Origin of the sequence: Enterococcus sp. AZ071, assembly GCF_050499065.1 — a bacterium.
Classification (GTDB): domain Bacteria; phylum Bacillota; class Bacilli; order Lactobacillales; family Enterococcaceae; genus Enterococcus_A; species Enterococcus_A ferrettii.
In genome coordinates this window covers 2,075,258-2,088,770 of record NZ_JBIPAS010000001.1, presented here as the reverse complement: position 1 = coordinate 2,088,770, position 13,513 = coordinate 2,075,258, and the positions used below count along the sequence as shown (strand labels likewise).

Sequence of the window (13,513 nt, the reverse complement as noted above, 5' to 3'; positions counted from 1 at the left end):
CTGTAACCTTCATGCAACATCGTTGTCCTTTTTTTTGCGTATAATAGCCACAGGGAAGACAGAAAGGTGGAAATGCAGTGAAGGGGAAGATGTTTGGTATTTTTGCGACAGTTTTATTAAGCACAAATATGCTTACACCAGTGTTCGCTCAAGCCGAATCAATGGATAAGCTAGATGAAAAAGCAACGACTATCGCACGCCAAAGTGACAAAATCAGTGCAGAACTACAGCTCGCATTAAACGATGTGAACAAAACCTATCAAGAGGTAAACGGAATCCGCAGCGAGATTGAAGCCAATCAGCAAACAATCGAAAAGACTAAGTCAGAGATTGCGGAAACGGAAAAGAATATAGCACAACGTAAAGAAGTCATAGCAGAACGAATGAAGGAAGTGCAGCTTAACAGCACAACCGATCGAACCATTACAGCTCTGCTTGAGGCAAAAGACTTCAATGACTTTTTGAATCGGGCTTACGCAATGTCAGTGATTCAAAAGGCCGAAAAAGAAAAAGTGACTAGTTTAAATGAGGCGAAAGCTAAGTTAGATGAATTGAAGACAACTCAAGAGACTACCCAAGCAAAGCTGGTAGCTAACGAAGATAATTTGAAGACAGAGTCTTCTCAGCTAGATAATAAAATGGAAAATCTGAAGACTGAGCTGGCAGATAAGAAATCAAGCCTTGAAGAAATCAGTCAAGCCAAAGAAGTAGAGCAAGCGCGTCTAACCGCAGAAAAAGCTCAAAAAGAAAAAGCGGAAAAAGAAGCGAAACAAGCGGCGGAGAAAGCTGAAGTGCAAAAAGCTGCTGAAGCAAAAGCGCAGCAAGAGCAAGCAGCTGCTTCACAAGCACAACAAAGTGCATCGTCCAGCGCAACTTCAGAAACACAAACGCAAGAATCAGTACAACAACCGGCTGCTCCGGAACAACCAGCAGCACCGGCACCAAGTACACCGACAACATCTGGACGTACAATTCAGATGCAGTCAACAGCGTACTCTTGTGCTGAGTCAGTAAACACCTTTTACACTGCACTAGGAATTGACCTTCGTCAAAATCCGCAGGTAGTCGCAGTGGATCCTTCCGTAGTTCCACTAGGATCAATGGTAGAAGTTTCCGGTTATGGAATTGCGATTGCCGGTGATACTGGCGGAGCAATTAAAGGAAATATTGTAGATGTCCACTTCCCAACTGTTGAACAATGTATTCAATGGGGACGTCGGTCTGTAACCTTAACCATCATTAGCTAAAATGATCGAAGACTGAAGAGTGTATTCTCTTCAGTCTTTTTTTGTTCCTTAAAAGTAAGAGCTACAGTGGACCTCTGAAAGGTAGCGAATGCAACTGGATAAAAAAAAGCTGTGAAATAGGCAAGAACGTTTTAAAAATCTAAGAGTTCAAAGCGGCATTGATAGTTTAGTGAAACAATTATTTAGTTTTCAAGGAAACAAGGACGTCATGTACAGCTGTACATAACCAGAATAATTATATTCCAGATTAACTTGAGGAATCTGGCGGAATATCCCGTCGTTGCTCTTTGGCCTTTCTACGCAGCTTCCGTCTGAACATTTCTTTGACTATGTTGTAGGGTTTCTCTGATGGATCAGGATTTTCTTTCTCGCTTTTTGTAGCTATTTCAACAGATAGATCATGGTGGTTAAATGTTTCAGTTGGTACATTTATATGAACTTCCTCTTTAATGAAGGAAGATAAGGACACTTTTGGGACTTGTGGTAACTCGCGCCAAGAGCTTTTGGCTTTCAACTCTTCAAGACTAGCGATACCAACCTTTTCTGGTAAGGTTGTTCCTCCTTCAGACTTTTCTTCAATCGGCGCTGGCTCACCGAACAATTCATTCCCCTCAAAAATTGGTCGTTCGATAGTTTCTACATAGTTGGCTTTCACGACTTCTTGGAATAGGCCGACACCATCTTTTTCAAACAACTCTAGACTGCTTAGTAATTCCAATGATGCTTTGATTTCTTCTGGACTTTTCGTAGTGTCAGGATCTTTAAAAGTAAAATTGTGTTGCTTACCTTCGCTGTTTAGGAAGGTGGAGACTAGTTTGATCATGTTTATAACTCCTTTCGGCTTTTATTTGCATAAGAGAGACGGACAATCGTTTTAGTTATTCTCAGGTAATTTCAGTTTCGGACTCAATTGGAAAAATTTTAGCTATCTGCAACTTGATAAAAGACTTGGCACCTTCAATAAAATTGCGGACAGGTTTCAATTTTAAACCCAATAATCGTAATTCACGGGTTTCAAAATAATCTGCAAAATACCAAAAGAAGCGTTTCATGGTTTTCGTCGCTTTTGTATTCATAAATAAGTAACGAACTAAGTCTTGCAATACCAGAGCGAACTCCTTCGCTCCAAGTTGGTAGCGGACACGTAAAGCAAGCAATAGCTTAATAGTCATAGTGCTATTTTGGGTCTCCTGATAATATTCCATGAGCCTTTGCTCGATCGTTTCAAGTTTGAGAGTAAACAGTTGTTGGTGCGTGAAGGGTTGTTCTGACATAATGGATTCCTCATTTCTTCATTGTTGTCTAAGAAGCCGCTATTCTTAATGCTCGTATCCTGTTTGTAGTTTGTAACTAATTTTAAGAGCGTCCATTCTTTTTCTGTTTGGAGTTGTTTACCAGCTGGTGACTTAACCATACTTGAATAACACGGATTTGAAAAACGACGAAAGTGGTTGGGCATGTCCCAAATTGACAGACATATTTTTGAAGAATCCTAATTTGATAGGGTTTTACTAATTTTTATCCCTATTCAAGCTAAAAAAACCACCGTTTTGGGACATATAGAAAAATTTTCCCATGTCCCAAAATGACCTGAGTACTTTGTGAATAAAGCTCTTTGATTGCTTGATAACAAGCTGTTTTTGTTAGTGAATGGCTAGTAAAAGAGGCTTGGGAGAGTTTGATTTTGGCTTCCAGATCAGAAATTAGATAACAAAGAATCTTTATTACGGGAGCTGATGTGATTGTTTACTTGGCAAAAATATATCAACTAGCATAAACATTCTCAGAAAAGTATACCGCTTATTTAGTTTCTAAATAGTTTAGCATTCAAAATGAACCATTTTTCTTCATTTTGAGTATAGATAAGCAGTTAGCGGTACAAATGTAAGATAAATATGAGAGCTAGATTAGATGACAGATATTACAAAACAGTAGATCAATGAGAACTATTTTCCAGCTTTTTGTTTTTTTATGAAAAAGCACCGATTCTTTCAGAAAAACAAAAAAAGTTATCTACTTGAAATTGTTGTTATTTCCAAGATTGGCCAAGCGAAAAAGAAATATTTTTTCTTATTAGAATGAACCTAATAATGTTTCGGAAACAGAATTATATAAATAATATATAAAATAATAAATACAACTGAATTAACCCGAACAGGATAGCTTTTTGCGATGTTTTTTAATCTGAAAGTTATAATAGTGTTGTTGTATTTTTGTGTAGATGAAAGTATAATGTGAACAGTGATTAATTAAAATGGCGTAGTTTGGCCTGTGTTCATTTTGGTCATGCGGTTATTTTTAGTTGGTTGCTCATTAAATCACGGGATTCAGAGTCTAACTCTTTTCCAAATAAAACTAAAAAAGGAGGTCTGTCGAATGAAAAAACTTGTTAGTGTTGTTTTAGCAGTAATGGCAGTGTTCTTATTAGCTGCTCCTTCTGCACACGCGGATGGCGCGATCACAGCAGACGAGCAACGTATTTTAACAGAGATGGACAAAGGCGTTACTGTAAGTGGCAAGAATTTTGCTTTTGCAAGTTCAGATCGTGCACAAGCAGAAAACTACTTGAAACAACACGATGTCTCTACTGCACAGGTTGATGCGGTTGTTGGATACATCCAACAAGCACGCGCGATTGCAGCTGCTCAAAAAGTGGATGTTTCAAACATCAATTCATTACCTGAATTGATCAAAGCATTCCCAAGTAACGTGATCAATGAGTTGAAGAACATTGTTACTTCAGCAGCAAACGTGTTGGGTCTATCTGTAACTTATGGGCCAGGAACTGTTACTATTTCTGAAAAAACTGGAAATAACGGTTCAGCAACAGTTAAAACTGCAACTCCAGGCAAAAATACTGTTTTTGCATCTGGTGGCGCAGTAAAACAAACTGGTGCTAATTACGCGGTTAGTTTTGCATCATTCGGAAGTTTATTGGTACTCGCAGCAGGTGCGTTTGTCGTAGCTAAAAAGCGTGTTGCCTAAGAAAACTTCTTGGCTAAAGAGACTTGGGGCGGCAATTGTTGCCCCAGTTGTTTTTTTAGTAATCGGATACTCTCTCATGTACGTAATCGGAAAACCTGTCATTCAATTCGTGACATCAACGATAGAATTATTCTTACTAACAGATGCACCGACATTTGATGCGCAAGCAGCGGAGGATTTCACTGCTATAAAGGAAGAAGAAGTTCAAGAGAAGGTTAATGAAAACAACGAGCTTCCATCTAGCGAACTAACTTATCCAGTTGGCGGACAACAGTATGGAAAGATTCTTGTTTCACCAATCGGATTGGATGTTCCGTTGTATTTTGGAGATACTGATGAAATGTTACGTTTAGGTGCTGGACAATTTATGGGCTCAGTTTACCCTGGTGAACAGGGAACAAGCTTAATTGGCGGACACAATGTTGATGGTTTTGGGAAATTAGCGATGATCAATATCGGTGATGAGATCCAAATTCAGACAACCTATGGCAATTATATATTTACTGTTTCCAATAAAGAAGTCGCAAATAAAGACGATAAAGCAATCAACGATTTGATCTATCAACGAGATAAACGGATTGCACTTTTATATACCTGCTATCCAATTGATAGCTTAGGGATGACTGATGAGCGGTTATTTGTCACTGCTGATTACACATCAGGACCAATGATTAATGAGAATGAATAGGAGAGAAGCATGAGCACATCGAAAAAATTTGCCCGTTGGCTGTTAGCCTTCATCAGTTCTCTGTTACTATTCTCGTTGCTGGCCCTGACCTGTGTTAAGTCCACCTTGTTCAATCAAGAATTCATGGTTGATCAGATTCATCAAGCAGATTATGTAACAAGAGTACAAAAAGACGTTACCCAACGCATTCAAGACTTTGGGCGAGGAAGTAATATTCCACCGGAAGAGTTAGCTGAAGTGGTGCCAAGAGAAGTTGTCGAAGAAAATGTTGATAACTACATTCGCGGTATCTACACAGGTGTTCCTTTTAATATAGTTGGTAAAGATAAACTTAGTAAGAACATTCAAACAGCCGTTGATCGTTATGCAGCGGAAAAAGGAATCGATATTGACGAAGCAACTCAAGCGAATATTGATCAGTTGAACGATACCGCTGCTGGAGCATTCGAATCCTACATCGCAATTCCTTACCTATTAGAATATGGACAAAAAGTGATGGCCTACAATCAAACATTGACGCTGTTAATGATCATTGTTGGGGTGGCCTTTTTACTTGTCTTTATTGGCTTAATGATTACCACTAAATGGCTGCATCGTCGTCTCCGTTTTGCCGGAGCTGTTATTGGTGGTGCGGGTCTAATGTTAACAGCTTTACCATTATACATTTATTTCAGCGGAGTGATTGACCGTTTAGGGATCACATCTGAAGGAATGTATCACTTCATCACTAATTACTTAAAGGCTTTTGATTTAACCTTTGTTAAGGCAGGAATTATTAGTTTAGTCTTAGCAGTGATCTTAGTGCTGATTAGTGAAGTTTTACGTCGCAAAAATGTTAGTCGGGTAAAGGGAGAATAAAATGGAAGAAACAATTAGCTTAGGGGAAATCTTTGACATCTTAAAGAAACGCATCGGCATGATACTTGTTACTACACTAGCAAGTATCTTAATCGCGGGTGCTGTTACCTTTTTCATCATTACCCCTAAATACAGTGCCTCAACACAAATGATTGTCCAGTCGAGTGCAGCTGAAAATCCAAATACTAATCTACAAAATGATATCAATGGTAATGTTCTGCTGATTAATACATATAAAGATATGATTACCGGGGATTTAGTTATCGATACTGCTCGTGATCAATTGCAGGCAGAAAACAATTACAATTTGACGAGTGAAAACTTGAGAGCGATGGTGGAAGTTGAACAATCACAAAATTCTCAAATGTTTCAGGTGATTGCGACTGCTGAGCATCCACAAGAAGCAGCCGTTATCGCAAACAAAGTATCACAAATTTTTCAAGAAAAAGCACAAGAAGTATTAGCTGTTAATAAGGTGACCATTACTTCAAACGCTCAAACACCTACAAAGCCCGTTTCGCCGAACAATAAGCTGAACTTAGCAATTGGTGCAGCTTTAGGAATTATGTTGGGTGTAGGTATTGCTTTCTTGTTAGAACTAGTAGATAAGACAGTTAAGGACGAACGTTTTGTGATAGAAACTTTAGATTTACCTATTCTAGGACAAGTAACTGAAATGAACAAAAAAGAATTAAGTTATAGTCGGAATGCACAAAGTCCAAAAACGACTCACAAAACGCCGACTAAAGCAGCCACGGCTGCTGGCAGCCGCCAATCCAGGAAACGTGTGTAGGAGGAAGTTATGGCAAAGAAAAAGAATGAAATATTACCAGTTGCCTTAGTGGCCGCAACCGATAACTTCTCAACTACTACCGAGCAATATCGGACCATTCGAACAAACATCAGTTTTTCATCTGCTGACAAAGACATTAAAACCTTGGTCATTACTTCATCTGGTCCTTCAGAAGGAAAATCGACAACTTCAGCGAATCTTGCTATTGTTTTCGCCAATGCCGGAAGTAAGGTCTTATTAGTCGATGCTGATTTAAGAAAACCAAGTGTAGCTATTAGCTTCCGTTTACCAAATGCAACCGGATTAAGCAATTTACTGACAAACCGTGAAGCATCTATTGATCGGTATTACCAGGCAAGCTCAGTGGATAATTTATATGTAATGACTAGTGGACCCAAACCACCGAATCCATCAGAATTATTGGGTTCACAAAGAATGCTGGATATTATGAGTGTGATGCGAGAAGAATTTGATGTGATTATTTTTGATATGCCACCAGTGGCAACTGTTACAGATGCACAAATTTTAGCAGCACATACCGATGGAACACTATTGGTTATCCGTGAGCGAAAAACAAAGAAGCAAGATGTCATTAAGGCAAAAGAATTATTAACGCTAGCGAAAGCCAATATCTTAGGGGTTGTATACAACGGTAAGAAAAAAGGCGATGCCGCTGGTTATTATTATTACGGCTAGGAGGAACAAGGATGTTGGATTTACATTGTCATATTTTACCAGGAGTCGATGATGGCGCCCAAACAATTGACGATAGTATAAAAATGGCGAAGAAAGCCGTGAAGCAAGGTATCACCCACATCCTTTGTACTCCGCACCATAACAGACATTATCAAAATCCCAAGGATGAAGTGATTCCTGCGGTTGAAGAATTGCAAGCAGTCTTTGATGATAAAGGAATTCCTTTAACATTATTTGAAGGACAAGAAGTACGGATACATGATCAACTAGTTCAAGAGATAAAAGAGGATCGTATCCTTTTTGCAGATGTATATGATCAATACGTATTAATCGAGTTTCCGACAGCAGAGATTCCACATTATGCAGAAACGGTGCTTTATGATTTACGTCAGATGGATAAGGTTCCGATTATTGTCCATCCAGAAAGAAACCTTGGCTTTCAAGAAGAGCCGAATCAGTTATTAATCTTTCTAAATATGGGCTGTTTAGCTCAACTAACTGCACCAAGTATTGTTGGTATATTTGGGAAAACAGTTCAGAAATTGAGTCATCAATTAGTCGAAAACGGACTAGTACAAATGGTGGCATCAGATGCTCACCGCCTGAAGCAAAGGGACTTCTATTTAAAAGAAGCTTCGGAGTACATAGTAAAACATTTCGGGGAAACACGTTGGGAACAAATGGATCAAGTGTGCCGTGATATTATCAATGGCGATCCAGTAGCACCTTTTAATTATCAGGAGTTAATGTGAAGGAGCGGGGAAGATGGACAAGCACGTAGTAAAAGACGACGTTCCACCTGTTGGGAAAGTAGAGACGGTTTGGTTGGATAAAGATAAGATTAATAACCGTATTGGATTCCAATGCGTGAAACGAATAATAGATATTACATTAAGTGCAGTAGGACTAGTTTTTCTAATCCCAGTCTTCATTGTTGTGGCTATTTTGATGAAGAAGGAAGAGCCTAGAGGACCAGTCTTTTTTAAGCAGACACGGGTAGGCAAGAACGGTAAAGAATTCACCATGTACAAATTCCGTTCAATGTGCATTGATGCGGAAGAGAAGTTGGCTGATTTACTAGCTGAAAATGAAATTAAGGGTGCAATGTTCAAGATAAAGGATGACCCAAGAGTGACAAAGATTGGAAAAGCAATTAGACGAAATAGTATTGATGAGTTGCCACAGTTACTTAACGTACTTAAAGGAGATATGAGTTTGATAGGTCCTCGTCCGCCTTTGCCGAGAGAAGTTAGAGAGTATAGTCGGTATGACATGCAGCGTTTATTGGTTAAGCCTGGTTGTTCTGGTTTATGGCAAATTAGTGGAAGAAACGATATGAATTTTGCGGAGATGGTGGAATTAGATGTCCAGTATATCCGAGAGCAGAGTTTGATAAATGATATTAGGCTTATTTGGAAAACAATTCAAGTAATGCTCCGTCCAAACGGAGCATATTGATAGTAAAAATTATGCTGTGAAATAAAAAAACTTTCAACAAATTATCATTCAAAATTATAAAATGAAGGATATATGATAGGAGATATCAGAGTGTGAAAAAAAAAATTTGCTTGATAGCTTCATCCGGGGGACATTTTGAACAAATATTAATGCTAAAAAAACTAGAGAATAAGTTTGACATATATTTTGTAACAGAAAGAACTAAGTACACTGAAAAAGAAAATGCTGTATATTATATAAAACAGGTGAACCGCCAAGAAAAAATAATTTTATTGAATCTCATTTTTGTGTTTTTTCAGTCTTTAAAAATTTTTATTAAGGAAAAGCCAGATGTCGTAATATCTACTGGGGCATTATGTGTAGTTCCAACTTGTATTATAGCAAAATTATTTCGTTGCAAACTTATTTTTATCGAATCTTTTGCTAAAGTTACTACTCCGACACTCACTGGAAAAATGATTTATAAATTCTCAGACCTATTTATTGTTCAATGGGAAGAGTTGAAAGAAATCTACCCGAGGGCTGTCTTTTTAGGAAGCATCTATTAGGAGGGCTGTCTATGATATTTGTAACATTAGGTTCTCAAAAATTTCAATTCAATAGACTTTTAGAATATACGGACAAACTTCTTGAAGATGGAATAATTGATGAAGAAGTTTTTGCCCAAACTGGTAGTAGTAATTATGTATCAAGAAACTATTCATCGCAAACATATCTTAAAAGATCTGAGTTTCAGCACTATATGAACCTTTCTAATTTAGTAATAACTCATGCTGGCACTGGAGCAATAATAAATGCTTTGAAATTAGGAAAGAAAGTTATAGCTGTGCCAAGGTTGGCTGAGCATGGTGAACACATTGACAATCATCAGAAGGAAATAGCTGAAATTTTTGAACGAATGAACTTAATTATGTATGTAAATAGTTTTCCAGAATTGAGAAGTTCCATAAAAAAAGTTTCAAATAAGAAATTCGACACATTTGAAAGTAAAAATGAAGATTACATAAAATTTATAACCGAATTTATAGAAGACATGGGACAATAATATGATCATATTTAGAGATTTGAAGTACTGGAAAAGTAAAACCCCATCGAAATCGGTTGTTGCTGTTTTGCTAAATCCTAATTTCCATGCTCTGGTTTGTTACAGACTGGCTAGTTTTCTTTCCAAATTTCATCTTTCATTTTTTTCAAAGATAGTGTGGGTATATTCTCGCATACTGTTTTCCATTGACATTGATTGGCGTGCTACAATTGGTGAAAAATTCTTTATCTGTCATGGAATTGGGTTGGTGATAGGCTCTGGGGTTTTAATTAAGGATGAAGTTACTATTTACCAAGGAATGACTATTGGAGGAAGAAGCAAGGTTAGAGAAATTGAAAACAAGATGCAAAATTTTCCTGTTATTTATAGTGAAGTCACTATATACTCTGGTGCACAATTGTTCGGACCAGTGATAATAGGTAAAGGAGCTATTATTGGAGCAGGGGTAATGGTTTTTTCTGATGTCGAGAAACAATCAATTTTAAAAAATAGACAAGAAATATTTTATTAGATAAAGAAAAGCCAAATATAATTTTTTTGTTAAAAACTATTTTTTGTATTTTGGATAGAATTGATGAGAATGTTGATTCCCAATTTCATTTCACTCAGGCATGAGTTGCTATGATATACACTAGTGATTAAAGAGTATATCATATTCTATTTTATATAAGAAATAAAAAGTTATGAATAAAATATTCTGGTGGTGAAAAATTGAAAATTACCATATTAGGTGCTGCAGGTTTTATTGGAACAAATCTTTCAATCAAGCTTCTTAATGATGAAAAGAATGACTTATTATTAGTGGATAAATCAAAAAAATATTTTTCAGAACTCACAAAGGAAAAGTTAGAGTATAGTAATTATCGTATCTTTGAGTGTGGTTTTAATAATGAAACTGATTTTGATGAGATATTAAAAGGACAAGATGTTCTTTATCACTTGGTTAGTACAACTGCACCTAGTACGTCGAATCAAAGAATATCTGAAGAATTACAGGCTAATATTATCGTTACCACTCGAATGCTGGATGCTTGCGTGCGATGCGGTGTTAAAAAAATTATTTTTCTTTCTTCAGGTGGAACAGTTTACGGGAAAGAAGTAGAATGTCCTCTAAATGAAGAAACTTCAACTTATCCAATAAGTTCATATGGAATTCAAAAGATAACTATTGAAAAATTGCTATATCTATATAATTACTTACATGGAATTGAATATAAAGTAATTAGATTGGCCAACCCTTATGGTCCTTTTCAGCGGCCTAACGGAGTTTTAGGAGCAGTAACTACTTTTATATATAAAGCTATAAAAAAAGAAGAGATACGTGTCTTTGGAGATGGGACTGTAGTACGTGATTTTATTTACATTGATGATGCTATTGAAGGGATTTTGAGAATCGCAAATGGTCATTCTAAGTACAGCACCTACAATTTAGGAAGTGGAGTTGGTATAGATTTGAATAAACTATTAAGTATTATTAGTGAAACTCTTAATATTGATTTGGATATTACTTATCTAGAGAGCAGAGAAGCTGATGTTCCTGTCAACTACTTAGATATTTCCAGGTATGAAAAAGACTTTGGGAAATTCACACCATTGTCGCTTGAGAATGGTATAAGAAAAACCGCAGAATTTATGAATAAAAGAAATGTAATTCAATGATTTTAGAGAAGCAAAAAGTAGTGTTGGAGGGGAATTTTGAAAAAAATTTTAATAATACTGTCGACATACAATGGTAGCAAATATCTTGACCAACAATTACAAAGTATATACATGCAAAAAACTGATTGTAAAATTAATTTATTAGTTAGAGATGATGGTAGTGAAGATAGCACACTAAAAATCTTAAATAGATGGAGTAAAAACCTTGATATCAAGTTTATTGAAGATAATGATCAATTGGGAGCGGCCAAAAGTTTTTGGAAATTAATTAATTTGGTCAATGATGCCGATTATTATGCTTTTGTAGATCAAGATGACATTTGGGAGCCAGATAAGATAGATACTGCTGTTAAAGCATTAGGAAATAATAATTTTCCGCAGTTGTGGTGTTCAAATTGTAGTCTGATCGATTCTGATGGTAATGTGATTAAGGAAAAAATGCATGTAAAAAGACCTGAGTTAACAGTAATTTCTCAGATTGTTTGCGGTTCGATCCAAGGATGTTCAATGATATTTAACAAAGCTACTATGAAGGCAGTCAAGAAAAAGTCTATCTCGGAGATACCAATGCATGACATTGTCTTTCTTACATATACATTAGCAGAGGGAGAAGTTATTTTTGAGGAGAGGCCTATGTTTAAATATCGTTTACATAAAAATAATGTGGTTGCAAAAAGTGGTAAAGGGATTGTAAAACAAATAAAAATAACATTGCAAAACTGGTTTGGGAAACAGACGAAAAATTCAATTTCAAATTATTCAAAAGAATTTGTTCGAAATGAGAAACAAATGTTAGAAGATGAGGTGGCAAACTTACTTCTTTCATTAGGAAATAGAAAAAAAAAGCTTATTCAAAAAATTTGGATTATTCGACATCCATTGGTAATAACAACAAATAAAAGAGGCTTGCGATCATTTAGGATAAGGGTATTATTAGGTATTATTTAAAAAAGTCTAGGAGTTCAGTCATGAAACTATCTGATATTCGTATAATGCACATAACTAATAATTTTGAAATTGGAGGTGTGCAAAAAATTATTTACCAACTTTGTAATATAACAAAAAAACATTTTTCTGAAATTATAACTGTTTCAAGTGGAGGAGTATATGTTGATAGAATAAACAAATTGGGAATTGAACATGTCACAATTCCTGACTTAAGTACCAAAAATATAAAAGAGATATTGAGTATTATTCAGATATTGAAAAAGACAATAAAAAAAAATGATATCAATGTTATTCATTGCCATCATCGGATGGGAGTTTTGTTTGCTAAATTGGCGAGTCCTCATACTAGAATTGTATATAATAATCACACAATATACTCGGATAAGCCTAAATTGACACACGCGATATTACGTAATGTTGAAATAATTGCTGATGGTGAACAAGCTGCAAAAAATGTTGCTGAATATTTCGGGATATCAGAGTTTAATATCACAACAATTAATAATTCTGTAGAAGAATACCAAGAAGAATATGTTGAGATTGAAGAAATTTCTAGAGAACGCAAAAAAAATAAGTTTATTGTAATGAATTCTGCCAGACTACATCCTCAAAAAGGGATAAATTACTTCATTGAAGCAGCTTGTATTTTAGTAAAAAGAGGTTATGATATTTCCTTTTTTATGGTTGGAGATGGTCCTTTAATGGAAGAAATGAAAAGACTAGTAGAACAAAAATCCTTAAAAAAACACTTTTTTTTCTTGGGTTTTAGAAATGATATAAAGAATACTATTTCTCAATGTGATTTGTTGGTTCTAACATCAATTTATGAAGGATTGCCATTGACCCCAATGGAAGCTTTCTCAGTAAAAAAGGCCGTTATTGCAACTGATATACCAGGAAATAGGGAAGTAGTTGAGAATAATGTTAGTGGATTATTAGCGGAGACAAAAAATCCTATTTCAATTGCTGAAAAAATTGAATGCTTATACAAAGACAGGAAATTGTTGAATGATCTGAATATTAACTCATATAAACAATATCATGAAAAGTTTAGTATGAAGGTCTTTAAGCAGTCTTATTTAGATTTTTATTCAGATTTATAAAAATAAATTTTACTATGATAAGAACTATACTTC

The 13,513-nt window shown here is 35.8% G+C and carries 16 protein-coding genes; 14 read left to right on the top strand and 2 right to left on the bottom strand.

What is annotated here, in order from left to right; all coding sequences use genetic code 11:
• Positions 1-77 precede the first annotated feature (77 nt).
• Positions 78-1,247, top strand: a complete 1,170-nt coding sequence (locus IGI49_RS10300) for a 3D domain-containing protein (RefSeq protein ID WP_429964409.1) — start codon at positions 78-80, stop codon at positions 1,245-1,247.
• Between the two features lie 247 nt (positions 1,248-1,494).
• On the opposite strand, the gene IGI49_RS10295 is transcribed toward IGI49_RS10300, so the two are convergent.
• Both IGI49_RS10295 and IGI49_RS10290 read right to left on the bottom strand, forming a co-directional pair.
• Entirely contained in the window at positions 1,495-2,070 is a 576-nt protein-coding gene (locus tag IGI49_RS10295) for a DUF2922 family protein (protein ID WP_429964408.1), read from the bottom strand.
• Between the two features lie 61 nt (positions 2,071-2,131).
• Positions 2,132-2,521 carry a hypothetical protein gene (locus IGI49_RS10290; protein WP_429964407.1) on the bottom strand — a complete coding sequence of 130 codons (390 nt, stop codon included), beginning with the start codon at positions 2,519-2,521 and terminating at the stop codon, positions 2,132-2,134.
• 1,102 nt (positions 2,522-3,623) lie between these two features.
• Between IGI49_RS10290 and IGI49_RS10285 the strand changes: the two genes are divergently transcribed.
• From IGI49_RS10285 to IGI49_RS10225, 13 genes are all read left to right on the top strand, one after another.
• The gene (locus IGI49_RS10285; protein WP_429964406.1) at positions 3,624-4,232 is read left to right on the top strand and encodes a hypothetical protein; all 609 of its coding nucleotides are present in this window, start codon (positions 3,624-3,626) and stop codon (positions 4,230-4,232) included.
• A gap of 76 nt (positions 4,233-4,308) precedes the next feature.
• On the top strand, positions 4,309-4,920 hold the full coding sequence (locus IGI49_RS10280; RefSeq protein WP_429964405.1) for a class D sortase: 612 nt from the start codon (positions 4,309-4,311) through the stop codon (positions 4,918-4,920).
• 9 nt (positions 4,921-4,929) lie between these two features.
• On the top strand, positions 4,930-5,778 hold the full coding sequence (locus IGI49_RS10275; RefSeq protein WP_429964404.1) for a hypothetical protein: 849 nt from the start codon (positions 4,930-4,932) through the stop codon (positions 5,776-5,778).
• A 1-nt stretch (position 5,779) separates the two neighbouring features.
• Positions 5,780-6,571, top strand: a complete 792-nt coding sequence (locus IGI49_RS10270; RefSeq protein WP_429964403.1) for a YveK family protein — start codon at positions 5,780-5,782, stop codon at positions 6,569-6,571.
• 9 nt (positions 6,572-6,580) lie between these two features.
• Positions 6,581-7,267 carry a CpsD/CapB family tyrosine-protein kinase gene (locus IGI49_RS10265; RefSeq protein WP_429964402.1) on the top strand — a complete coding sequence of 229 codons (687 nt, stop codon included), beginning with the start codon at positions 6,581-6,583 and terminating at the stop codon, positions 7,265-7,267.
• A gap of 11 nt (positions 7,268-7,278) precedes the next feature.
• The gene (locus IGI49_RS10260; RefSeq protein ID WP_429964401.1) at positions 7,279-8,019 is read left to right on the top strand and encodes a tyrosine-protein phosphatase; all 741 of its coding nucleotides are present in this window, start codon (positions 7,279-7,281) and stop codon (positions 8,017-8,019) included.
• Between the two features lie 13 nt (positions 8,020-8,032).
• Positions 8,033-8,725 (top strand): sugar transferase, encoded by a 693-nt coding sequence (locus tag IGI49_RS10255; protein WP_429964400.1) that lies wholly within the window; start codon positions 8,033-8,035, stop codon positions 8,723-8,725.
• Between the two features lie 92 nt (positions 8,726-8,817).
• Positions 8,818-9,273 (top strand): PssD/Cps14F family polysaccharide biosynthesis glycosyltransferase, encoded by a 456-nt coding sequence (gene pssD / locus IGI49_RS10250; protein ID WP_429964399.1) that lies wholly within the window; start codon positions 8,818-8,820, stop codon positions 9,271-9,273.
• Between the two features lie 11 nt (positions 9,274-9,284).
• Entirely contained in the window at positions 9,285-9,770 is a 486-nt protein-coding gene (gene pssE / locus IGI49_RS10245) for a PssE/Cps14G family polysaccharide biosynthesis glycosyltransferase (protein ID WP_429964398.1), read from the top strand.
• A 1-nt stretch (position 9,771) separates the two neighbouring features.
• Positions 9,772-10,281 (top strand): serine O-acetyltransferase, encoded by a 510-nt coding sequence (locus IGI49_RS10240; protein ID WP_429964397.1) that lies wholly within the window; start codon positions 9,772-9,774, stop codon positions 10,279-10,281.
• Between the two features lie 200 nt (positions 10,282-10,481).
• Positions 10,482-11,429 carry an NAD-dependent epimerase/dehydratase family protein gene (locus tag IGI49_RS10235; RefSeq protein ID WP_429964396.1) on the top strand — a complete coding sequence of 316 codons (948 nt, stop codon included), beginning with the start codon at positions 10,482-10,484 and terminating at the stop codon, positions 11,427-11,429.
• Positions 11,430-11,465: 36 nt separating this feature from the next.
• Positions 11,466-12,377 (top strand): glycosyltransferase, encoded by a 912-nt coding sequence (locus tag IGI49_RS10230; protein WP_429964395.1) that lies wholly within the window; start codon positions 11,466-11,468, stop codon positions 12,375-12,377.
• A 20-nt stretch (positions 12,378-12,397) separates the two neighbouring features.
• Positions 12,398-13,480, top strand: coding sequence for a glycosyltransferase (locus tag IGI49_RS10225; RefSeq protein ID WP_429964394.1), 1,083 nt, complete (start codon positions 12,398-12,400; stop codon positions 13,478-13,480).
• The last annotated feature ends 33 nt before the right edge of the window (positions 13,481-13,513 follow it).

What these genes read in the sequence shown, in the direction of transcription:
- IGI49_RS10270 (WP_429964403.1), top strand. Translation starts at nt 5,780, where the DNA reads ATGGAAGAAACAATTAGCTTAGGGGAAATCTTTGACATCTTAAAGAAA.
- IGI49_RS10290 (WP_429964407.1), bottom strand. Translation starts at nt 2,521, where the DNA reads ATGTCAGAACAACCCTTCACGCACCAACAACTGTTTACTCTCAAACTT.
- IGI49_RS10280 (WP_429964405.1), top strand. Translation starts at nt 4,309, where the DNA reads ATGTACGTAATCGGAAAACCTGTCATTCAATTCGTGACATCAACGATA.
- IGI49_RS10275 (WP_429964404.1), top strand. Translation starts at nt 4,930, where the DNA reads ATGAGCACATCGAAAAAATTTGCCCGTTGGCTGTTAGCCTTCATCAGT.
- IGI49_RS10265 (WP_429964402.1), top strand. Translation starts at nt 6,581, where the DNA reads ATGGCAAAGAAAAAGAATGAAATATTACCAGTTGCCTTAGTGGCCGCA.
- IGI49_RS10260 (WP_429964401.1), top strand. Translation starts at nt 7,279, where the DNA reads ATGTTGGATTTACATTGTCATATTTTACCAGGAGTCGATGATGGCGCC.
- IGI49_RS10255 (WP_429964400.1), top strand. Translation starts at nt 8,033, where the DNA reads ATGGACAAGCACGTAGTAAAAGACGACGTTCCACCTGTTGGGAAAGTA.
- IGI49_RS10285 (WP_429964406.1), top strand. Translation starts at nt 3,624, where the DNA reads ATGAAAAAACTTGTTAGTGTTGTTTTAGCAGTAATGGCAGTGTTCTTA.
- pssE (WP_429964398.1), top strand. Translation starts at nt 9,285, where the DNA reads ATGATATTTGTAACATTAGGTTCTCAAAAATTTCAATTCAATAGACTT.
- IGI49_RS10295 (WP_429964408.1), bottom strand. Translation starts at nt 2,070, where the DNA reads ATGATCAAACTAGTCTCCACCTTCCTAAACAGCGAAGGTAAGCAACAC.
- IGI49_RS10225 (WP_429964394.1), top strand. Translation starts at nt 12,398, where the DNA reads ATGAAACTATCTGATATTCGTATAATGCACATAACTAATAATTTTGAA.
- IGI49_RS10240 (WP_429964397.1), top strand. Translation starts at nt 9,772, where the DNA reads ATGATCATATTTAGAGATTTGAAGTACTGGAAAAGTAAAACCCCATCG.